The sequence below is a fragment of the Arenibacter sp. F26102 genome, from assembly GCF_023015865.1.
Lineage (GTDB): Bacteria > Bacteroidota > Bacteroidia > Flavobacteriales > Flavobacteriaceae > Arenibacter.
Window position 1 is genome coordinate 157,325 of sequence record NZ_JALKBC010000004.1, and the last position, 21,608, is coordinate 178,932.

Annotated in this window: 18 protein-coding genes and 1 riboswitch; of the genes, 2 read left to right on the top strand and 16 right to left on the bottom strand. The window is 38.1% G+C overall.

The window, feature by feature from the left end; translation table 11 throughout:
• Window positions 1-31 precede the first annotated feature (31 nt).
• The 5 genes from MWU78_RS06895 to MWU78_RS06920 form a co-directional block, all read right to left on the bottom strand.
• Window positions 32-1,003 carry an LLM class oxidoreductase gene (locus MWU78_RS06895; protein WP_246996315.1) on the bottom strand — a complete coding sequence of 324 codons (972 nt, stop codon included), beginning with the start codon at window positions 1,001-1,003 and terminating at the stop codon, window positions 32-34.
• 26 nt (window positions 1,004-1,029) lie between these two features.
• Window positions 1,030-1,896, bottom strand: coding sequence for a TIM barrel protein (locus MWU78_RS06900; protein ID WP_246996318.1), 867 nt, complete (start codon window positions 1,894-1,896; stop codon window positions 1,030-1,032).
• An 8-nt stretch (window positions 1,897-1,904) separates the two neighbouring features.
• Window positions 1,905-2,849 carry an NAD(P)H-dependent oxidoreductase gene (locus MWU78_RS06905; protein ID WP_246996320.1) on the bottom strand — a complete coding sequence of 315 codons (945 nt, stop codon included), beginning with the start codon at window positions 2,847-2,849 and terminating at the stop codon, window positions 1,905-1,907.
• Between the two features lie 53 nt (window positions 2,850-2,902).
• Window positions 2,903-3,325 (bottom strand): MarR family transcriptional regulator, encoded by a 423-nt coding sequence (locus MWU78_RS06910; protein ID WP_246996322.1) that lies wholly within the window; start codon window positions 3,323-3,325, stop codon window positions 2,903-2,905.
• 693 nt (window positions 3,326-4,018) lie between these two features.
• Entirely contained in the window at window positions 4,019-4,612 is a 594-nt protein-coding gene (locus MWU78_RS06920) for a YceI family protein (protein ID WP_246996324.1), read from the bottom strand.
• A 403-nt stretch (window positions 4,613-5,015) separates the two neighbouring features.
• Here MWU78_RS06920 and MWU78_RS06925 point away from each other — a divergent pair, with 403 nt between their 5' ends.
• Window positions 5,016-5,708: a LytTR family DNA-binding domain-containing protein gene (locus MWU78_RS06925; RefSeq protein ID WP_246996326.1), complete on the top strand. Its 693-nt coding sequence runs from the start codon at window positions 5,016-5,018 to the stop codon at window positions 5,706-5,708.
• A 133-nt stretch (window positions 5,709-5,841) separates the two neighbouring features.
• On the opposite strand, the gene MWU78_RS06930 is transcribed toward MWU78_RS06925, so the two are convergent.
• Genes MWU78_RS06930 through MWU78_RS06945 form a run of 4 tightly spaced genes read right to left on the bottom strand, consistent with a single transcriptional unit; the run spans window position 5,842 to window position 8,539 of the window.
• Window positions 5,842-6,126 (bottom strand): Trm112 family protein, encoded by a 285-nt coding sequence (locus tag MWU78_RS06930; RefSeq protein ID WP_246996328.1) that lies wholly within the window; start codon window positions 6,124-6,126, stop codon window positions 5,842-5,844.
• Window positions 6,123-6,752 (bottom strand): thiamine phosphate synthase, encoded by a 630-nt coding sequence (locus MWU78_RS06935; protein ID WP_246996329.1) that lies wholly within the window; start codon window positions 6,750-6,752, stop codon window positions 6,123-6,125. Before MWU78_RS06935 ends, MWU78_RS06930 begins: the two co-directional genes overlap by 4 nt.
• A gap of 8 nt (window positions 6,753-6,760) precedes the next feature.
• Window positions 6,761-7,816 (bottom strand): AIR synthase family protein, encoded by a 1,056-nt coding sequence (locus tag MWU78_RS06940; RefSeq protein WP_246996331.1) that lies wholly within the window; start codon window positions 7,814-7,816, stop codon window positions 6,761-6,763.
• The gene (locus MWU78_RS06945) at window positions 7,817-8,539 is read right to left on the bottom strand and encodes a class I SAM-dependent methyltransferase (protein ID WP_246996333.1); all 723 of its coding nucleotides are present in this window, start codon (window positions 8,537-8,539) and stop codon (window positions 7,817-7,819) included.
• Window positions 8,540-8,601: 62 nt separating this feature from the next.
• Window positions 8,602-8,697: riboswitch (TPP riboswitch) on the bottom strand.
• Window positions 8,698-9,189: 492 nt separating this feature from the next.
• Here MWU78_RS06945 and MWU78_RS06950 point away from each other — a divergent pair.
• Window positions 9,190-9,597, top strand: coding sequence for a response regulator (locus MWU78_RS06950; RefSeq protein WP_246996335.1), 408 nt, complete (start codon window positions 9,190-9,192; stop codon window positions 9,595-9,597).
• A 418-nt stretch (window positions 9,598-10,015) separates the two neighbouring features.
• On the opposite strand, the gene MWU78_RS06955 is transcribed toward MWU78_RS06950, so the two are convergent.
• The 7 genes from MWU78_RS06955 to MWU78_RS06985 form a co-directional block, all read right to left on the bottom strand.
• Window positions 10,016-11,752 (bottom strand): efflux RND transporter periplasmic adaptor subunit, encoded by a 1,737-nt coding sequence (locus MWU78_RS06955; RefSeq protein WP_246996338.1) that lies wholly within the window; start codon window positions 11,750-11,752, stop codon window positions 10,016-10,018.
• Between the two features lie 249 nt (window positions 11,753-12,001).
• The gene (locus tag MWU78_RS06960) at window positions 12,002-14,506 is read right to left on the bottom strand and encodes a heavy metal translocating P-type ATPase (RefSeq protein ID WP_246996339.1); all 2,505 of its coding nucleotides are present in this window, start codon (window positions 14,504-14,506) and stop codon (window positions 12,002-12,004) included.
• A gap of 70 nt (window positions 14,507-14,576) precedes the next feature.
• Window positions 14,577-15,134 carry a helix-turn-helix transcriptional regulator gene (locus MWU78_RS06965; RefSeq protein ID WP_246996342.1) on the bottom strand — a complete coding sequence of 186 codons (558 nt, stop codon included), beginning with the start codon at window positions 15,132-15,134 and terminating at the stop codon, window positions 14,577-14,579.
• A gap of 29 nt (window positions 15,135-15,163) precedes the next feature.
• Entirely contained in the window at window positions 15,164-15,742 is a 579-nt protein-coding gene (locus MWU78_RS06970) for a DUF3347 domain-containing protein (RefSeq protein ID WP_246996343.1), read from the bottom strand.
• 73 nt (window positions 15,743-15,815) lie between these two features.
• On the bottom strand, window positions 15,816-17,036 hold the full coding sequence (locus tag MWU78_RS06975) for a TolC family protein (RefSeq protein WP_246996346.1): 1,221 nt from the start codon (window positions 17,034-17,036) through the stop codon (window positions 15,816-15,818).
• The gene (locus MWU78_RS06980) at window positions 17,033-20,785 is read right to left on the bottom strand and encodes an efflux RND transporter permease subunit (protein WP_246996348.1); all 3,753 of its coding nucleotides are present in this window, start codon (window positions 20,783-20,785) and stop codon (window positions 17,033-17,035) included. Before MWU78_RS06980 ends, MWU78_RS06975 begins: the two co-directional genes overlap by 4 nt.
• 131 nt (window positions 20,786-20,916) lie before the next feature.
• Window positions 20,917-21,333, bottom strand: a complete 417-nt coding sequence (locus MWU78_RS06985) for a hypothetical protein (RefSeq protein WP_246996350.1) — start codon at window positions 21,331-21,333, stop codon at window positions 20,917-20,919.
• Between the last annotated feature and the right edge of the window lie 275 nt (window positions 21,334-21,608).

Below are 21,608 nucleotides of genomic sequence, written 5' to 3' on the forward strand. Positions count from 1 at the left end.
TTGAAGCAGATATGATAATAGTTTTGGGCTATTATTTAATAATGCTAGGGAATCTTGGCACAATATATTCCCTTAATTCTTCAATAACTTCACTTGCTTGTCGATGACTGTATTTTAAACTGAGAATTACGTGGTTAACTCCAATACTTTCAAATAATTCTAGCAATTTCAAAAGCTCATTTCTTCCCATCTTATAACCAAGATGAATAGGTTGTAGCGGAGCATCAGGTTGGATTGATAAGTCAATATATAATGATTGGGAAAATGGTTTGAACAGTGTTCCGCAATTTCTTTGAACAGCAGCTCGATATTCTTGTATTATATTTTTCTGTTGTTCTGGTGATCTTGGATAGCTGACCCAACCATGTCCGTTTTTTGCAATCCAATCTAAGGATTGCTGACTATGTCCGGTAATAAGCAGAGGTACTTCTTGGGTTACTGGTTTTGGAACCATATCTGCCCTAGAAAGCAATCCCGTACTCCACTGAATAGTTTCAAAACTGGTTTTTTGAAATTTCCGAAGAACTTCAAAATACTCACGGAAAATTTCACCCCTATCATTCATATCGACTCCAAATGCAGGAAACTCGACTGGTCTGTCTCCTGACGCCAATCCTAGCAATAGCCTTCCTCCGCTTAATTGGTCAATGCTGGTAGCAGCTTTTACAAGGTGTAATGGATTTCGAATAGGTAAAACGATCGCTCCAGTTGCGAGTGCAATGTTTTTTGTATTGGCAGCGAGAAAACCCAAATAAACAAACGGATCAAAAATTTGTCCCAAATCACCAAAATTGGGATCCCTAAGCGGCACATCCCTTATCCATAATGCTGCAAAACCAGCTTCTTCAGCTTGCTTTGCTATTTCAATGTGGTTTTCCATTGTTGGGGCTTCTCCATGATAAGCCTCAATAGGATAAAATAATCCCAGAGTTAATTTATTCGGTTGATAGGCCCTTTTAAATCCAGGTTGATCAATAGAAGGCAGCTTTGATAGTGTCAACATATATAAATTGGTTTATTAAGCGTTAATTAAAAATTGAGGTAACTGCCCCAATGTGGATGTGCATTTATACGACGGTCAATATCTTTTAACATTTTAAGCGAACGTTCCAATTTATTGTAAACATCACCACCTTCATCCCAACCAGTATAGCCTATATATCCAGTATATCCCATCCGCTTCAATAGCGCGACTACGGCAAAATTATCTAACTCTCCCATGTCCAAAGGTTCAATTGTAGCTACTTTAAAAAAACCAAGAGGACTACGTCTTGCTCCTGCTAGGTTAACTTGTTTGATATAAGGCATCCCTTTTTTTAGTAATTGTGATAAGTTATTTCCTTCTCCCATATACCAATTACCACTACTAAAAATCATTCCTAAATTCGGATGATTCATTTTCTCGCAAACACGAAGTGCATCACTATGTTTATCAATCCAGTGTTGAATATGGGTGTACAACAAAATTCTAATTCCACGGCGTTCTGCAATCAGAAGTGCCTTTTTTAGCCAAGCCATTACAGGAACATCTCCAGTTTCCTCAGAAGGTCTAATTCCATGACCCGCTGACTTTATTGCCAACTCAACAGTAGAACCTTCTGGCATAATTTCTAACATCTTCACAATACCGCTATTTCGAATGTCATGTTCTCCGAGGGACAAGTCTAAAACAATATAAACCCCTGCCACTTCAAGGTCGAATTTTTCTTTTACAGTTACTAAACGCCAAGCTTCCTCCCAATTTCTACCGTCCCAAGCTACCCAATGCATAGCATCATAGCCAACTTCTTTAATAATTTCACAACGGTCTTCAAAGCTATACAGGCCCATACTATTGTAAAAAGCAAAATCCATTGCATAAAATTTTTGGGGAATGATTTTCATTTTTGTTTCCATATTTTTAATTATTTTATTTTGGTTACTAAATATTCTGTAATTAATGGTCGGTCGCTAGTGGTATTCCAGACCAATTGCCAATTTTCTTTCAAGAAAATATCGATACTATTGTCTTTAGTTTGAGTAACATATCTTACGTTGAAAGTGATTTCAAAATAGTTATTTGAAGTTTCTGTAATATCAATATTAGAAAGATGGTGAGCTGTCAATCCGATAAAATTGTTTTTAGCTTCAGTATACCATTTATTAAATCCATCGTGTCCAATAAATTCATTATGGTCAGGAATTTGCATTTTCACATCACTCGATAAGTATTGTAAGAAAAAACCATTTTCATCTAATTGATCAAAATGCTCAAACCATTTTTTTATAAATGGTTTAATTTTGTGAGTATTCCCTTTTCGTAATGTCTCAATAAAATAAGATATTTGATTTGCATGATTTTTTGCATTTACTTTAATCTCACTTTTAGAATTGAGCATCCCTTCTACATATGCATTTCGGTTGGAATGAATAAATCCATGATAAATCATTTCCGTCATATAAACTGTTTGTTGAATCGGCTTTATAAATTCATCAAGAGTAAATCTATTATATCCTAAAGGGGTATAAGATTTTGTTGGACCACCTAAAGTAACTGACAGAAGGAAGTGTTTTCCTTTGAGTTTGTCGCCTCCAACTCCAAAAGCAAAACCAAAGGTCAATACCTTGTCAAGCCATTGTTTTAGGGTGGCTGGGGAACTATACCAATAAAATGGATATTGAAAAATAACAATATCCGCAGACAACAATGCATTTTGCTCTGCTATGACATTAACATTAAAGTCTGGATACAATTTGTCTAAATGCCTTATTTCAATATTTTTAACATCTTCTTGAAGATGTTTTAGAATATTTTTATTAGCGATGGATTGCTCTAAATCAGGGTGTGCCAATATAATAAGTGTTTTCATTTTTTAATTTTAATTAATTGTTTGTACATACAAGTAATATGGTTTAAAAAAAACTAAAATTTTTTATTAGCTAAATTTATTTTTAATTTAAGTTCATTTACAGAAGTTTCGCCTAAAACATTAGTGTAATCAACACCGAGTTGTTCCCAGCAGGCATATACTTTTGGAATAAAATCCGTTAATTCATCTGTAGTGGTCAAATATATGTTTCTACCTTCTTGCCTTCTACTAATGAGTTTTCTGCTAATTAATTTATCTGCTAAACGTGTTATTGTTGAGGCATTAAGACCAATTATTTTAGCGGCATCTCCTGTTGCAACTTCCTTTTTATCGTGGATAATCATCAACAAAAATGCATAAGATGGTGTCAGACCTAAAGGCGCAAAATTGATTTCTGCAAGCGTACTGATTTCCCTAAACAACTGCCCTGAGGAGAAATATAAGCAGTTTTCTAAAAGTTCCTTAATATCTTTCATGATGCGAAGATAATAAAAATGCGTGTACATGCAAGTTATTTTGTTTTTTTATTCCTTTTTATACGGAATTATTTACATGGAAAGAAATGGTGATATAAAGAAAAGGCGCTAATACCGATTAAAGATTAAGATTTCTGCCGTAAAATTAGCAAATAGTATATATGAAAATAGACTCTGCTTAGACTAAATTTAATTGTCAAATATCTACCTAGCCTCCCTATAAATCCTCTCAAAGTTCTCCTCTAAATCAACTTCAGAAAACTGCTTCGACCCTTCTAGAAGCCCACAATGGATGTTTTGCCGTTTAAACTGTAAGATCTATCCGCATAAGTAATAAATTCCACTTGTTTCAGCCGAAATAAAACATAGGGAGCTATTTAAAAAAGACCGCTACCTGACATGAACAAAAAATAGACAGTATCAGGCGAAGAGCTGTGTAGGTTGCCTACTTAGGAGCTGTAACAAGACAAAATTAAGAACATATATAACCATTCAGTGTCCTAAACTGGTTTAATGGTGTTTTATATCTCCTTAGAAACTATACTTTTGCCCATAGATACATTGGTCTAAGGCCATAATACAAATAAGCACCCTACAGTTATTAATCCCATAATTGATAAGTCCCTATAATCAAGCATATAAAAATTATCCCTGTATTGATAGTCAATAGTTTGGGTTATGTATTTATGAATTTCACTTTTCCTTTAGCAGTGCATCCACACTTAAGTCATGTTCGTCATTAACTTGTATAAATGCTATACTTGGACGCTCTAAACCATAGTCGGTTATTAAGAGCGACCAGGAGGCTTTTAATTGAATTGTGCCTTCAGAAACCAGCTCCAAATCTAAGGGAATGGTTATTTGCCTAGTAGTTCCCGCTAGGGTAAAACCGCCCTTTACCGGGACTGACTGATTACCCTTTTTATCAAAGTCAAAATCATCGATAAGTTTCCCAGTAAAAACAACATCGGGATTTTTCTTAGCTTCAAGCAGCTCGTACATGTGTTCATCACGTTTATCTTTATCTGTCTTAATGGATGTTACAGGAACTTTAAAAGCTACTTTTCCAGTTTCAAAATTAATAGTCCCTTGTAAGCGGTCCGTCTTACCCATATAGGAATTAAATGGCATTTTGGCCTTGAAATTGGCATTGCCCTCCGTAGTGCTATATATCTGTGCAAAGGAGGTAATGCTACTCAGGAATAGGAACAAAATTAATAAGTAAAAAATAGAGGTTTTGGATAGCCTCATAATCCTTTTATTTTCAATTGTCATAAATTTATTCATAAGATTAATTTTTTGTTTCACCTTTTTTTGATGCTTATCTAAGCCAAAAAGATGGCCGAGACTTATTAATTAGCCTTGTTGTACGCCTTCGTTCACATAAGTAATACCGCCCTGGCCCCTTCTACCCTTCTACCCTTCTGCGACTGTTTAAGAGGTGACAATAATCTGCGTGCCAGAATACATAGATTATTAATAAACAAATATTGTAATTAAACTTAAATATTTATTCGCCAATAATCCCCGAAATCTGATCTGGCCGCTTATTTGAAGAATCTTAAACCAAATGCCTTGACCACAAATATCATCATTTACACAACATTTAATACGGGGTTCACATCATTTTTAATGGCTAGGGATGCCAATTAAGTACCTTCAACTTGATTTAAACGAGGAATCAACTATTATGAAATTAAGAAGTATAATCGTAGACGATTCGTCTATGCAGCGGATTGCCGTAGCCAAATTAGTGAACAAGCATCCTAACCTTATAATGGTAGCCGAATACAGCAATGCCATTGAAGCAAAAAACGGTATTAAAAATAACGAGATCGATCTAATTTTCCTCGATGTGGAGATGCCGATCATCAATGGATTTGACCTTTTAGAATCCTTGGAAAACCCACCACAGGTAATTTTGATCACCGGTAATCCAGAATATGCCCTTAAGGCTTTTGATTACGATGTTACGGACTACCTTCACAAACCCATTACTCTAACACGTTTTGAGGCCTCCATAAAAAGAGCCATTACCAAATATGAGCGGATGCAAAATGTGACGGAGGAAGAGGAATATATCTTTGTAAAAAGCAACCTAAAGAAGCGTAAAGTTGTTTTAAACGATATAAAATGGATAGAAGCTCTTGGCGATTATATTAAATTGGTAACGAATGAAGGCAATGTCGTTATTCTTTCTACTATGAAATCTTTTGAACAAAAGTTACCTAAGGATAAATTTTTAAGGATACATAAATCCTATATCGTGAATTTGGAAAAAGTGGTAAAGTTCAATAGTAAAAATGTTGAACTCGAAGGTAGACAGGTACCTTTGAGCAGAAATAAAAAAGACGAATTGGCGGAAGCGCTTTATAACGTATAAATTTAGTGGCCTAAAGTATAGATTAAAACATCGGGGGGCATACCCCCGATGTTTTTTTATGCAATTTTAAATATTCGCCCATTTTGTATGAGGTTGAGTTATACAAGATTGTATGACCAGAAATAATTCCAATCTAATGCTCGTTTAGTTTAGGCTCCGTTAAACGGAAATTTTCAAACGTCTGACCTTTTAAATGTTTTTGCCATCTTTCCACTAATGGTTGTTCTAATTTATACTCACGGTATTCGTCCGGACTCATAATTGGTATTCCTTTTACTATTGGGTATAATCGGTTACAGGATGAGCAAACAAAAAAGCCTTCCAATATATTATCATTTACATCTTTTGTGATTTCTGTTAAACTAAGGTCCCCTTTGTCAAATGGACAGCAAAGTTTATTGATCGTTTCTAGTTTCATTTTTTATTTATTTTTTCTAAATATTTTTTAATGGATTCATTGGGGTTGTCTTTGCTCATAATTCCTGATACTACAGCAATTCCGGTATATTTAAGCTCATCTAGTCGATGCATGTTTTCAGGTTTGATTCCACCTGCCAAATAAATAGGTAAACCATAATTTCTTGACGCATCATGAATGGTATTAAAATTTACAATTTCACAACTGTTGGCTGTTTGCGAAGGGAAAATGGAACAGAATGAGATATAATCTAGCTTGTTCTTACTTGCCCATTCTACATGGGTTAAATCATTATTGCACGTAAGTCCGCTAATAAAAGGATGGATAACGCTTCCTTTTAATTGTGTGTAATTCTCTGGAATTACGTCAAAATGTACACCATCCAGCAAGGAATTATTAAGCAGTTTCCATCTATTGTTTATCAATACTGGAACATTTTTGGCATGGCATTGTCCGCAAATCTTATTGATCAGTTCAATTATGTTTTGGTTGTCATTAAAATTGTCCCAAATTTGAACAGCGGCTAGCTTTTCCCTTAAGCACATGTTTAATTTGTTCATTAATATCAATTCGTCCATTGATGGGTCGACAATTAAATAGATTCCAGAACCCATGTTTCTTTTCACCCTACTACTTATTTCCATCCCGAACTAAATGCTTTAAAAAAGGCCGCCCAGTAAGGGTCGTTCTCATTGTACAATAGATCATTTGCTATATCATTTGTTACGAGTTTGATACCTTGGTGCTTATGGGTTATTTCCCCCGCTTCTGAGCAGAAGATATTTTCCTTGGCCAAACGATTGATAACTTTTTTTGCACTTCCCTCCTTACAGGTAATAATCATTGAACCTGCACCGATGCAGTAACGTGGATCCAAGGAAAACAATCTACATACTTCATTTTGTAGAATGCCTACAGGTAGTTTGTCATTAAATATAAATGCACCATTGTTGGAGGCAGTTGCCAATTCAAATATCGCTCCCAAAACACCGCCTTCCGTAACATCGTGCATAGCGGTTACATCGGTATGTTCGCGATTATGTCCTACCGCGGCCAGAGCGTCCTTTAGGGAAGAAGTTTGATAAAAAGTGGCGCATGCTTGTTGTTGCATTTCAGGACCCAGTTTGTTCTTAACCGTTTCAGGGAAACACATAGCAAGTATGGCAGTCGAAGAAATGGCGCATGATTTGGTAACTAATATCACATCCCCAGGTTTCGCATATTTTGAAACCAGAATGTTATTTTTAGGTGCAATGCTGATAAATGTCCCACCGCCTGCTATGGTCGAATTTTGTCCTTCTATAAAACCTGTATGCCCACCCGTTATGGCAATTCCGATTTTTGAACAAAAGCGGTGGATGTAATCCCAATAAATCTGAAAATCCGATTTAGAAAAATTGCTTGGAAGATTTAGAACAAACTGCCCATACATAGGGGCATATCCCGTGGTAGCCATATCATTTGCCATCAATTGCACAGATAGCCAAGCGGACTCCTCCAAACCCAGACTTGGAAGTAGGGTCAGCGGGTCACTGGTCATGGCCATGGCCATAGTTCCGGGCAAATCCACAACGGAGACATCAACACCAAAATCAGGACCAATACTTACTTCCTCTCTATTAGAACCACATTTATTACGGATAAACTGCTCAAACACATGTGGATCTATTTTGCCTAGTTTATAGCTCATTTATTCTACGTCATTTAGTTTAATGTACAATCCAAAAAAATCTCCAAAAGGCAAACTCCATTGTTGAAACGGAAACCATTTAGGTAGGCCTGTACAGGTCCATTCAATAGAGTAATCGCGTCCTTGAAGCGCCTCTTCTATAATTTTGGAAAGTTTGTCCGGTGTATAGAAGGTTGCTGTTAAATAGAAAGGATTCATGCCAAATACTTCTTGTATTCTTCTTCTTACTACCTTGGTCGAATTTCTGTTCATCATTCCCATTGCAATTCCATATTTTCCAACACGCGCAGCCTCACGAATTACTCGTACGGGGTCGTTGTAATATTCAAATGTGGTAATGAATGCAAGCGAATCAAAGGTATGGTCTTTAAAAGGCATATGGTGAGAGTCGGCCATAACAAGGTCGCCATCAAATAAATGTACTGCTTGGGAAAGCATTAATGGGGATATATCACCACCAGTAGCCTCTATACCAATCTCTTTCCACCATCGTGTAAAACGGGTTGTACCACAGCCAAACTCCAATAGTGTTTTAACACGTTTGTCCTTTGAGATCAATTGTTCCATTACTTTTTTTTGCCATATTTCGGCACGCTTGTATCTCCCTTCATACCATTGTTCGTAGGTGTCGGTATGTTGTCTGTTAAAAAACCATTCTGGTCTGTTTTGCCAATTTTGGTCTTCCTGAGGAATCAGTTCTGAAGTTGTTTTTTCTATTTCCATTTTATATTATTTAAAACAAAAACTCCATTCTTTGGGGTAACCAATGAATGGAGCCTAAAATGAAATATCTTAGCTTGCATCCCTACGTTGGCATTATCCAAATCAGGTTTCGGGTATTATCTCAGCTTGGTTTTAACCAGGCACCCCGTGCTTTTGTGTTGATAAATGTACGATTAAAATTTAAAATTCTATACTGTCCTTAATATTTCACATAGGTATATTCCAGAACTTGAATGTCTATTGAAGGTCCTTATAAAAATTGTACTTGTTAGGTGCTGCTGCTGTGAAAGGTAGCCGCAATTAATCTTTGGGGAAGCTTACAAAACCAAAAGAAGTTTGAACAAGAGCTTAAAAATGCTCCAAATAATATTTAAGAGTTTAAAGCGCGAAACAATGTTTCATAATTGCGATAATTTTTTTTAGGATATTAAGGAATAATCAAGATTGAATTATCAAGGGTATCATCTTCTAAGAAATTGGTTATTGCTAATGGCTTGTTAAACCAATATAGTTTAGAATAGGCCTCGTTTGCAATTCTGCCATTTCAACGAAAAAATGCCGATTTACTGTTAATTAAACAGAATAAATAAGAATATTTGGAGTTAAAGTATCATACCTAAATCTAATGACAATTTAACCTTTCCCCCGAAATGAACCCAAAGAATGTATTATTAATCGAAAACAGTCTTCTTGATGCTATATTAATTAAGGAGTCCCTTCAACAAAATGAAAATTTTTGCCATGTTAATTTATTCGAAGATGGATTTGAAGCCATCGTGCATATTGAAAGTTTACTAAAGAATAAAAAAAATGAAATTCCAGATTTAATTATTGCCAATGAGGATTTGATTTTGATCAACGGAGTCAATATTTTATCTAAAATAAGTAAACTTAATAATTTTTATATCCCAGTAATAATAATGACTTCGTCAGGATCCGAAATACAACCTCATTTTAACAGGCATACTTGTTGCTATATTTCCAAACCCCTTGAGATCAAGGAGTTTTTGAAAGTATTTCGGGAAATCAAGTATTATTGGTTGAGCCTCGTCAATTAGACTGCAGTTCGACAATCTCATCTAAAAGGCCCTGTAGACCAAGGTTTACGGGGCTTTTTGTTGTGGGATACAGTAAGTTGCAAGGACTAGGCCTTCCCTTATGTAGTCTCCTCCAGGCTTACAAATCCTTTTTGCTCACCTGGTATAGCCTTATACGCAAGTACATTTTTCTCCAAAGTGCTCGGAAATTTTAAACGCAAAAATCCCCTTATTGTATTATTTACTCTCTAAGTGAGATTTGAATGCTCCAACGCTTGCTGGCCCGTCCGTTCCTTCAGGTGGGCCTGCCCGTTCCGTTGCGTCAAGGCGGGCCTGCCCGTTCTGTTCCTTCAGGCGGGACTGCCCGTCCGTTCAGGCGGGCGGTGAAATGTTAACAGTATTTTCCTACCAATGCCTCATGGAATTGCCCTGGGGTCATTTACTGAATTGAGTCTATTATACTTCCACAGGTCATCATTTGCTCACCATAGTACGGGTTGCGAATTTCTTTTTGGTTGCTCAGCCAAAATGCTCCCTTATTGTTATTGGCCATTGGACATTTTTTTATGTATAATCTTTCGTTTAATCCATCAATATTCTTTGCCAAGGGGACGAAATTTTCATTTAGCATAACGAAGTAGGCACGCTGGTTTTCTAAGTTTGGGTTATCCCCAATGGCATTCAGCATTTCAATGCACTTGGTTAGGTGAGCTTTTTCAATTTTGCCCAATCCATCCAAGTTTATTGTTTTTAGCTTTTGGGAAGTAGATTTAGCATATGCGGAAACTTGTTTTGAATTACTTTCTACAAAGGCATCCTTCATATCAATATAATGATCAATGGCAGCTCTAAAACTTACTTGAAATGCTTGGGGCAATACTATTATCATCATAGGCGCTTCTGCCACCGTGTTCATTCTGTCCTTATTCATCATGGATTTTTTACCTTGTAATTGTGCAGCTGCATCAACGGTAAATGTTCCATTGCTTACAATTTCATCGCCAATCTCCAAACCGGAAACAACGGTAAAATCATCTCCGTTTCTATTGCCAAGGGTAATTTCCCTCATTTCAAATACAGGTTCGTTGGGATTGGTCTTAATGTAAACCAATGAACGTTCCCCTGTCCACATAACGGCAGTAGCTGGAATGCTTAATTGCCCAGACGGACTGGTTGCTGGACTTTTAATTTTCCCGGATACAAACATTCCGGGTTTGAACAATCGTTCATTATTCTGCAATACGGCGCGAATGGCTACCGTTCTGGTTCTTGTATTTAGAACGGGGTCTATAAACGAAACACTTGCATCAAACACTTTGTTGGGATAAGCATTGGAAATTATTTTTATACTTTGGCCTATCTTGAATTGTGATATTTGATTCTCGTAAACGTCGAATTCAGCCCAAACAGAATTCAAGTTACTTACCTTTAAAATAGGCTGCCCTTGTTTAACATAGTCCCCTTCCGAAGCCAGTTTCTCAGCAACAGTACCCGAAACGGTTGCATAAATTGGGAAGTTTTCAAGTACTTTTCCTGTGTCCTCAATGCTATTGATTTGTCTTTCAGTAAGCTTCCAAAGTTGCAACTTATTGCGCACCGCTTTATATAATTCCGGTTGTGTTTCCTTTAAGGATGCCGCAGTAATCAATTCTTGCTGTGCTGCCACAAGATTGGGGGCATAAATGGTAGCCAACAGCTGCCCTTTTTTCACCTCTTGTCCAACATAGTCTATATTGAGACGTTCTATCCTACCATCAAAATAACTGGCCTGAATTGCATTGGCTTCCTCGTTCATTTTTATTTTTCCTGATAAGGAAACATCATTTTCCCTATCGGAAGAAGTATAACCGACTTTTACCGTTTGAACGTTGGCCAAGGCCATAGCATTCTTGGTCATTTTTATTTCGTTCATGGCAAGTCCGTCCGCACTTGTTTCCGCAGGGACCAGTTCCATACCACAAATAGGACATTCCCCAGGTTCCGGTTGCATAATCTGTGGGTGCATGGAACAGGTCCACATTTGGGACATGGATTCTCCTTCATGCTCGTGTTCATTAGAAATATTGGAAATATCTGTACTTGTTTTGGATGGTTCTGTTGCTCCTCCAAAAATTAGGTAACCGGCAAGTAAACCTGCAATCACGGCTATTCCAATGTATAAAACGTTTTTATTCATGATGTTTATTTCAGGTATTATTTTTTCTTTCCAATCTATTTATCATAGCTTTCATTTCCTCAATCTCTTTTTTTTTTGGGCTTTAATGATATCTTCTGCTAATTTTTTGACCTACAGATCTTTAATATTTGCAAATTCACTGGTCAAAATGGCTATTGAATGATGCAGCCAACATTAAAGCAAATTTTGTCTAATGATTCTTTTTTTTCTTGTCTTTCTTTTCCATTTTTTTCTAATAATTAATATTATCTATGAAATAGATTTAGTCCTTAACCGCAGTGCATTCGCGATTACGGAAACTGAGCTAAAGCTCATGGCCAATGCCGCTATCATGGGGGAAAGCAGAATTCCAAAGAATGGAAATAGAACCCCTGCCGCAATAGGGATTCCCAAAGTGTTATATATAAGAGCAAAGAATAAGTTTTGTTTAATGTTCTTCATTACGGCATCACTTAGGTTACGGGCCTTTACAATTCCGTGTAGATCCCCTTGTACCAAGGTTATGGCTGCACTTTCAATGGCCACGTCCGTGCCTGTTCCCATAGCAATACCCACATCACTTTTAGCCAGTGCAGGTGCATCGTTGATACCATCGCCCGCCATGGCAACTACCTTGCCCTGTTTTTGTAATTTCTCTACTTCATGTAATTTATTTTCAGGAAGCATCCCAGCCTTAAAATCGGCCAAATTAAGTTCACCAGCTACCGCTTGTGCTGTATCGTAGTTATCCCCTGTTAGCATTATAACCGCAATGCCCCTATTCTGTAAATCCTTTATGGCTTTGGCACTTGTTGCTTTAATTTTATCGCTTATTACTACAAAACCTACAGTTTCGCCTTTTATGGATAGATAAGACACTGTTTTGCCATGCTTTTGATAGGTCTGCACTTTATTCACCATTTCTGGCGACAGTTTGGCATTGGCTTTTTCCATCATTTTGGCATTGCCCAGAGCTGTATATTTGCCGTTTACATTTCCTTCCACACCCATACCGGTTATGGCATTGAAACTATCTGCTTTTAAAAATTCAGTTTTCTGCTCCTTACCGTATTTTACTGTGGCTTCGGCCAGGGGGTGTTCGCTTAGACTATTGAGAGAAACGATGTATTGAAGCACTTCCTTCTCGGAATGCGAATCTCCAAAGGCACCCACTTTTTCAACGGTAGGCTTTCCTTCTGTGATAGTTCCTGTTTTGTCTACAATAAGGACATCTACCTTATCCATCTTTTCTAGGGCCTCGGCATTCTTTATGAGCACTCCGTTCTGGGCACCTTTACCAACACCTACCATAACGGACATTGGCGTGGCCAAGCCCAAGGCACAGGGACATGCTATGATCAATACGGCTATTGCATTTACTAAAGCATAAACATAGGCGGGTTCAGGACCCCATAATGCCCAAACTCCAAAAGTGATAACGGCTATAATTACCACAATAGGCACAAAATACCCAGAAACGGTATCGGCCAATTTTTGTATAGGTGCACGACTTCGACTGGCATTGTTCACCATTTGTATTATTTGGGCCAATAAAGTGTCCGAACCCACTTTTTCAGCTTTCATTAAAAAGGATTGATTACCGTTAATGGTTCCACTACTAACTTTATCACCTACTTCTTTATTGACAGGAATTGGCTCTCCTGTAATCATAGATTCATCAATGGAGGTGTGTCCCTCTGCAATTACTCCGTCTACAGGAATTTTATCCCCTGGTTTTACTCTGAGGATGTCACCTATTTGGATTTTATCTATGGATACTTCCTGTTCTTCCCCATCAACTACTTTAATGGCCTTGTTCGGCGCAAGTTTTAGGAGCTCCTTTACAGCCGAATTGGTCTTACTATGGGCACGTGCTTCCAACATTTGTCCCATTAACACTAGGGTAAGGATAACTGTAGCAGCTTCAAAATAAACATGCACCGTACCCGCCCCTGTCTTAAATTGTTCAGGAAAAAAATCGGGAACCAGCATTCCGAATACACTGAACAACCACGCTACTCCGGCACCTATGCCAATAAGGGTAAACATATTTAGATTCCAAGTCTTGATACTTCTATATGCCCTTTTAAAGAACATCCAGGTGGCATAAAAAACAACGGGTATGGATAGTGCGAACTGTACCCAGTTCCAATATTTCAATTCCAGAACATCGTATAATGGATTATTGTGCCACATCTCCCCCATGGCAATTATGAAAATGGGGAGCGTAAATGCAGTTGCGATCCAGAATTTCTTAAGTAATTTTTTATAGGACTTTTCCTCTGCGGAAAGATCAGCTTCCATAGGTACCAAATCCATTCCACAAATAGGGCAACTTCCAGGTTCGTCACTAATAATTTCAGGATGCATTGGACAAGTAAATTGAGTTGAAGAACTTGTTGTTAGTTTCCGCTCCTCTACTAGGTCCATGCCACAAACTGGGCAGTCGCCTGGTTGGTCATAGGTCTTATCACCCTCGCAGTGCATTGGACAGTAAAAAGTCCCGGTTCCTTCGCCCTTGGCTTTTGGCTTCTCATCAGCCATATCTTTGGCATGATGGTCTCCAGGCATGTGAAGGGAATAAGTACCGCCATCCTTTTTTAAAGCTTCTTGAAACTTCTTGATAGGAATGTGATTTTCCATTTCAATGGTAGCTTCCGCTTTTTCTAAATTGACCGATACTTGTGAAACCCCTTCAATTTTAGAAAGCGTTTCTTCTACGTGACTTCTACATCCGTTACAGGTCATTCCATGTATGTGATAGGTGTGTTCCATAATTATTTAATTTTATAGATCAAAATTAAACATCTGTCGTATGTTTCTTTTTCATAATTCTGATTCTTATTTATACAATTTGGTCCAACGATTTTCTATCCCAATCTTGTAAGCTTTTATATTCAGACATAGACATGCCGGTACTACTTTTAAATTGTTTGGCTAAATGACTGCTGTTTTTATAATTGAGAGAATACGCTATTTCAGAAAAATTTAATTGTCCTAGTTGAATAAGCTCCTTCACTTTTTCCAATTTTAGATTGATGGTGTATTTTTCCAATGTTATTCCTTCATGTCTACTGAACAGTTTACTTAATGCCGTTTCTGTTTTACCAAATTCTTCTGCTAAAGTTTTAAACAAATCCTCTGTTTCTCCCAATTCAATTTTATTAATAAGCTTAACTTTTATTAGTTCTACCAAAGTTTCCGCTTCATTTTTAATAATTTCAAAACCTACCTCTGCAAGTGCACTGTTTAGACTTTCAAACTTACTTTTTTGTCCTTTGGTTGCAACTACCTTTCCTAATTCCACGGACTCCACGATGTAATTTTCGGCATTAAAAATGGTTAAAACCGAAGCAATACAACGGTTACAAACCATATTTTTTATATGTATAGCTTCCTTCATATTAAAGTCTGTTCATTTATTGTCTTAACTTAATTTAGCTCTTTCTGTACTTTTCCACAAGCCAACATTTTACTGCCATAATACGGATTCTTGATTTCCTTACTGGCACTTAGCCAAGCTGTACCTTTATCGTACATTGGACAGAACTGCTCGTACAATTTTGTGTGGGCTCCAGTGATGGCAATCATATCCGTAACGTCCTTGCTCAAAACTTTGAAATGCTCGCGTTGTAGTTCTATAGGGCTTTCTGCAATTTGTTCTGCATGATCCATGGCCTCTTCTATGATGTCTTGTAATTTTGCTTGCTCCGTATCGGAATAGGTAGAGGTATCAAAATTGTCCAATGTGGCAACCAACTTTTTGCTTGTCTTGACTGCTGCGTCCGAATCATCTGCTACTAGTGCCTCTTTAAGGGATAAATATCCATTTATTACAGCAATTGCTTTTTCATCCTGATCTTTTGTAAAACTGTTGGTGTTGACAGCCTCTTGCTTTATTTCGTTGCTCATGGGTTCGGCCGATCCTTTTTTGTTTTCATCCTTGCAGGAAGAAAGTGATATTATTGAAATCGCTGCAATTGTTAGGGTAATATTTACATTTCTTTTCATAGTTTTTGATTTTAAAAGTTTCAGTATTAAAATTAATTTAGTAATTGATAATCAATTGATTGATACAGTATTATTATTGATTCGTTAGATAGTTTATTACGGCCATTTGCCCGTAATAGGCTTTAACGGCCTCTATTTCGTTTATCTGGAATTTTAGTTGTAATTCCTGAATGTCCAACACATCATTAAAATCAATGGTACCCGTCTCATAATTTTTCATTAGAATTTCTTCAGCATTCTTGGCCTGTTTTAGATTGATCTGTTGGGTATTATATATAATACGCGCCTCATTTCGACCAGACTCTGCCTTTGCCAATGCTGATTGAAGCAGATTAAATCGTTCGTTTTTTTGTAATTCCGTTTCCTTTAGGCGCATTTCGTTTTGTTTGGATACGGATCTAATACGATTGTTGAAAATAGGAATTGAGAAAGTGACCATGGGCATCACAATATCTTTTCCATTATCGTCAAAACTCATGTCCGGTCTTTCTTGGATTGGAATGTAATCCAGTCCAAAACCAATATTGGGAGCGCCATCCTTTTTATTGACCAATTCTGATTGAACTATGGCTTCAAACATTTCATCATACTTTAAGATTTCAGGGTTAAGTTCCAATCCATTCCCTAAGTTAATAGGGTCCTCCAATGGAAGGGTCAATTCAGTAACAACATCAATGGATATGCTCTCCTTTCTATTCAAAAGATTATTGAAATTAGTTTTTTCGGCCAAATAATCCTGATGCAAAATGGCCCTTTGCTGTTGCATTTCATTTTGCCGTATTTGTAATTTCAATACGTCAACGGCCGAGGCCTTACCCACTTCCACCGAAGTCAATGCCAATCGTTCATAGGTCCTCAGTAATCGTATGTTCTGATCCAGTACCATTTGCCTAGCCTCAATGGCATACAATTGGTAATAGGATTGGGCTACGGCAAGGGCCAATTTACGTTTGGCGATAGCTATTTCAATATAATCTACATTGGACATGGACACAGCATAATTTTGCCGAGCCGTTATGGTTCCAAACCAGGGCAACATCTGTGAAACCGAAAACCTTGCGCGTTGGGCACCTGTGCGTGTTTCAGGTTCGCTAACAAAATAGCCTGCGCTCACCGTGGTGTTGGGGAGCGTATTAACTTCGTTTGCCTTCTCTTGGGCAATGCTGTATTTTAAATCGAAGGCTTGTATCTGTGGATTATTTTTCTGGGCCTCTTGAATATAGGATTGCAGGTCCTGGGCTTTCGCCCAAGTGGAAACCATTAAAAGACATGTGATGAATGTTATATTTTTCATTTGCTTGCTCGTTTTAATTGAAATTCCTTTTTCCAGCTGTACAATACCGGAACAATAAAATAGGAGGTGATATCTATGACCATCCCACCGAAAATGGGGATTGCCATGGGAATCATAATATCACTGCCTTTTCCTGTAGAGGTCATTACAGGCAAGAGGGCAAGGATTGTAGTGACTGTTGTCATTAAACAGGGTCTAATGCGTTTTCCGGCCGCCTCCAATGCCGCCAATCGGATCCCTTTTTTATCTGTTGGATTTTCACGGTCAAAAGTTTGGGTTAGGTAGGTGGCCATTACTACCCCATCATCTGTAGCTATACCAAAGAGCGCAATAAATCCTACCCAAACAGCGACACTTAAATTGATGGTTTTCATATTGAATAGATCTCTTAGGTTTTCTCCAAGAAAACTAAAGTTTAAGAACCAATCTTGGCCGTAGAGCCATATCATGATGAAACCGCCTGCAAAAGCCACCGCAATTCCCGTAAATACCATGAGGGAGGTTGCTACTGATCTAAACTGAAAATACAGTATCAAAAAGATAATTATTAATGCCAACGGAACTACTATGGAAAGAGTCTTTTCCGCACGTAATTGGTTTTCGTAGGTTCCTGTAAATTGATAATTAATTCCCTTGGGCACCACCAGTTCACCGCTATCTATTTTTCCCTTGATTATGGCCTGTGCATTTTCCACAACGTTTACTTCTGCGAAGCCATCTAGTTTATCGAACAAAACATAGCCAATTAGGAAGGTGTCTTCACTTTTAATGACTTGTGGCCCCTGTTCGTATCTAATATTTACCAATTGGCCCAATGGCACAGGACTCCCTTTTTCAACCGGAACATAGATGTTTTCTAGATCTGATGGATTTTCCCGTAATTCCCGTGGATAACGAACCCTTATAGAGTACCGTTCCCGTCCTTCCACCGTCTGTGTCAAGGGCATGCCGCCCACTGCTACCTGCAGAATTTCCTGTACATCCATTATAGATATACCATAGCGGGCAAGTTGATTGCGATCGATATCAATTAATAAATAGGGCTTACCAACAATACGGTCTGCAAATACGGCTTGTTCTTTTACGCCATCTACCTGTTTAAGAATCTTTTCCAACTCCAGTCCAAAGGCTTCTATTTCCCGTAAATCCTGACCCTTCACTTTGATTCCCATTGGTGCACGCATGCCCGTTTGCAACATCACCAAACGTGTTTCTATGGGTTGCAATTTAGGAGCAGAAGTAACACCTGGCAATTTTGTTACGCTAACTATTTCATTCCAGATATCGTCCGGCGAATTTATTTTTGGTCGCCAGTTTCTATAATATTCGCCTTTGTTGTCAGCAACAAGCTCATCTCTTGTCGCCGTTGTTTGCAATTGGGACTCTTCATAATGTATGTCATCGTCCAATTCATTATTGGGATTAATAATAAAATTGCCATTTTTCAGTACAAACAGGCCATCCTCGTTTATTTGATAACGCTGTCGCTCCCCAGCCGAATTTCGCATGTACTCCGATTTGGACTGAATTACATTTTCGTACATGGAAAGCGGTGCGGGGTCCAAGGCCGACTCTGTTCGTCCGGATTTACCTACAACGGTTTCAATTTCCGGAATGCTCGCCACCGCCATATCAAGCTGCTGCAGCACGCGTTTATTCTCTTCTACTCCTGCATGAGGCATAGAAGTTGGCATTAATAGAAATGAACCTTCGTTCAGGGAGGGCATGAATTCCTTGCCCGTATTTTTCATAATAATAAATCCCAAGGTCAAAACCGTTGTTGGAATAATCAAGAAGAGGAGTTTGTTCTCCAAGGCCCATTGTAGAATTCTGGAATAGTAGTTTCTGAAAATAGAGAAAGTTCCCAACAGTCCAAAGCAGATAATACTAACAAAGATCAAGTTCATGACTATGCTTCGATCAAAGCCAAGGGGTCTCCAATAAACGGCAAGAAGTAATACAATGGCAACAGCCGATATAATAATATTGAACAAATTTGCTCTTTTAGGCGAAACTTTCCCTTTTATGCCCAAAAACGCAGTGGCTGCAAAAGCTATAAGAATAAGTCCCAGCCAATAACCGTAAAAAATTGCTGTGAAACCAAGTGCAACCAGAACAACATTAAGAACATATTTGGAATTTAATTTGAGGTTATTTTTCTTAAAGAATACTGCTGCAAAAGGGGGAATTAAAAACAGTGCTATGATCAGTGAGGCCGTAAGTGCCATGGTTTTGGTGAAAGCCAGGGGACGGAAAAGTTTCCCTTCCGCACCTATCATGGTAAAGACGGGCAAAAAACTAATAATAGTGGTAAGTACAGCGGTTAAAATGGCACCGGAAACTTCTGAAGTGGCGTTATAGATAATTTCGTTGATCGTGTATTCGGTTCCATCTTCGCTATGTCGCAATTTCTCATCTTCCAAATGTCTTATCATATTTTCGGCGAGAATTACCCCAACATCCACCATAGTCCCGATTGCTATGGCAATTCCGGATAGGGCAACAATATTGGCATCCACATTAAAAAGCTTCATGGTAACAAAAACCATTAATACGGCTACTGGCAATAAACCGGAAATAAGAATGGAAGCTCGTAAATTGAATATCATTACAATAATGACGAGGATAGTAATCAGTATTTCCAAGGTCAATGCTTCATTAAGTGTCCCCAAGGTTTCTTGTATCAATTCCGTTCTGTCATAGAAGGGTACAATGGTCACTTGCGAAGTCCTACCGTCCTCCAACTGCTTTGATGGTAGTCCAGTAGCCAACTCCTCGATTTGTTTTTTTACATTGTTAATGACCTCTAAAGGGTTTGAGCCATACCTTGCTACTACTACCCCACCAACTACTTCGGCACCTTCCTTGTCCAATATTCCACGACGCGGGGCCGGCCCCATATGTACCTTCCCCAAATCCTTAATACGAAGGGAAGTGAAATTTTCAGAACTTACTACTGCATTCTCAATATCCTCAATAGACTCAACATAGCCAAGGCCACGTACCAAGTATTCGGCTCGATTAATTTCCAAGGTTTGAGCGCCTATATCCTGATTGGATTTTTTAACGGCTTTTACAATATCGCTCAGGCTTATATTGTACTGCCGCATTATTTCAGGATTTACGTCCACCTGATATTCCTTTACATACCCGCCAATGGAGGCTACTTCTGAAACTCCTGCAGCAGAAGAAAGCGCATACTTTACATAATAGTCCTGAATACTTCGCAATTCTTGAAGATCCCACCCCCCGGTAACATTACCCTCTTTATCGCGACCTTCCAGCGTATACCAAAAGATCTGGCCCAGGCCAGTAGCATCCGGACCTAGAGCTGGATTTACATTGTCTGGCAAGAGTCCGTTGGGTAAGGAATTCAGTTTTTCCAGGATCCTACTTCGCGACCAATAGAATTCAATATCCTCTTCAAAAATTATGTAGATACTGGAAAAACCGAACATAGAGGAGCTACGGATAGTCTTTACACCCGGGATTCCCAATAACGAGGAGGTAAGTGGATAGGTAATTTGATCCTCTATATCCTGAGGGGAACGTCCTTCCCATTTGGTAAAAACTATTTGCTGATTTTCACCTATATCGGGAATGGCATCCACGGCAACTGGATCTGTGGGCAAAAACCCTGTGTCCCAATTAAAAGGTGCGTTCACAATGCCCCAGCCTACAAAAAGAGTAAGCATTAGAACTGCAACGAGTTTGTTTTCTATTAGAAATTTTATGCCTTTGTTCAGCATGGATTCTGGTTATTAGACAGTTATACATTTTTGTATTGATGGGCGTACAGCATATTGAACGCAACAAAAGTTGCCCATTACGGTAATACCGTTGGGCTATATCCCGATGGTTATCGGGAACTGTCTAAAAATCAAATTAAATATAACTCGTATAGAACCTGCACGTCCCGTTTGAGAAAGGGCGGCGAATAATCCTTGAAAGATTGGATGTTTTCATCAAAGCCATCAAAAAGATTTATATACGAGTAAAGAAATGCAGCAACAAATGTCTGTTGCTCAAAAGTAAGTTTATCAAATGAAATTTTAAGGTCTTGATTTGCTTCTTTGACCAATTGGTGTTCGGTACAGCAAGATTTTGAGGTAATTTTGGTTTCGCAATCTTGTAAGGGCTGTTCTTTTTCCATGCCACAGCTATCGGCACTGCTATAGAAGGAAAGATCAACCAAAGACGTTCCACAATAATGCATATCCATGGTAAACGACATTGTAGTAAACATAACCACAAATGCCATGGAAACCGCCAATACCTTATGGAAGACTTTTTTCATCTATTGCAAAATTACCAAAAAATAATAAGATTAGGTTTTATTAACAAAAGATTAATCCAAAGGATATTAAGCTTCCACGGTCTGGACCATTCAATATTACAGAGAAAATCTCCACACTTTACATGCCCGTTTGGGAATCATGGAGATTCCTCCAACCTCGCTAAATCAATTATTTAAACTGTATAATGTGGCGTTCATAATTGTATGCTTACCAATAGAATTTGGCTCTCTGTATATGAGGGGATATTTTGAAATATAGCCATGTCCAACTAACC

Bases quoted from the DNA above. Each gene is read 5' to 3' on its own strand.
- MWU78_RS06895 (WP_246996315.1), bottom strand. From the start codon at position 1,003: ATGTTGACACTATCAAAGCTGCCTTCTATTGATCAACCTGGATTTAAA.
- MWU78_RS06900 (WP_246996318.1), bottom strand. From the start codon at position 1,896: ATGGAAACAAAAATGAAAATCATTCCCCAAAAATTTTATGCAATGGAT.
- MWU78_RS06905 (WP_246996320.1), bottom strand. From the start codon at position 2,849: ATGAAAACACTTATTATATTGGCACACCCTGATTTAGAGCAATCCATC.
- MWU78_RS06910 (WP_246996322.1), bottom strand. From the start codon at position 3,325: ATGAAAGATATTAAGGAACTTTTAGAAAACTGCTTATATTTCTCCTCA.
- MWU78_RS06920 (WP_246996324.1), bottom strand. From the start codon at position 4,612: ATGAATAAATTTATGACAATTGAAAATAAAAGGATTATGAGGCTATCC.
- MWU78_RS06925 (WP_246996326.1), top strand. From the start codon at position 5,016: ATGAAATTAAGAAGTATAATCGTAGACGATTCGTCTATGCAGCGGATT.
- MWU78_RS06930 (WP_246996328.1), bottom strand. From the start codon at position 6,126: ATGAAACTAGAAACGATCAATAAACTTTGCTGTCCATTTGACAAAGGG.
- MWU78_RS06940 (WP_246996331.1), bottom strand. From the start codon at position 7,816: ATGAGCTATAAACTAGGCAAAATAGATCCACATGTGTTTGAGCAGTTT.
- MWU78_RS06945 (WP_246996333.1), bottom strand. From the start codon at position 8,539: ATGGAAATAGAAAAAACAACTTCAGAACTGATTCCTCAGGAAGACCAA.
- MWU78_RS06950 (WP_246996335.1), top strand. From the start codon at position 9,190: ATGAACCCAAAGAATGTATTATTAATCGAAAACAGTCTTCTTGATGCT.
- MWU78_RS06955 (WP_246996338.1), bottom strand. From the start codon at position 11,752: ATGAATAAAAACGTTTTATACATTGGAATAGCCGTGATTGCAGGTTTA.
- MWU78_RS06960 (WP_246996339.1), bottom strand. From the start codon at position 14,506: ATGGAACACACCTATCACATACATGGAATGACCTGTAACGGATGTAGA.
- MWU78_RS06965 (WP_246996342.1), bottom strand. From the start codon at position 15,134: ATGAAGGAAGCTATACATATAAAAAATATGGTTTGTAACCGTTGTATT.
- MWU78_RS06970 (WP_246996343.1), bottom strand. From the start codon at position 15,742: ATGAAAAGAAATGTAAATATTACCCTAACAATTGCAGCGATTTCAATA.
- MWU78_RS06975 (WP_246996346.1), bottom strand. From the start codon at position 17,036: ATGAAAAATATAACATTCATCACATGTCTTTTAATGGTTTCCACTTGG.
- MWU78_RS06980 (WP_246996348.1), bottom strand. From the start codon at position 20,785: ATGCTGAACAAAGGCATAAAATTTCTAATAGAAAACAAACTCGTTGCA.
- MWU78_RS06985 (WP_246996350.1), bottom strand. From the start codon at position 21,333: ATGAAAAAAGTCTTCCATAAGGTATTGGCGGTTTCCATGGCATTTGTG.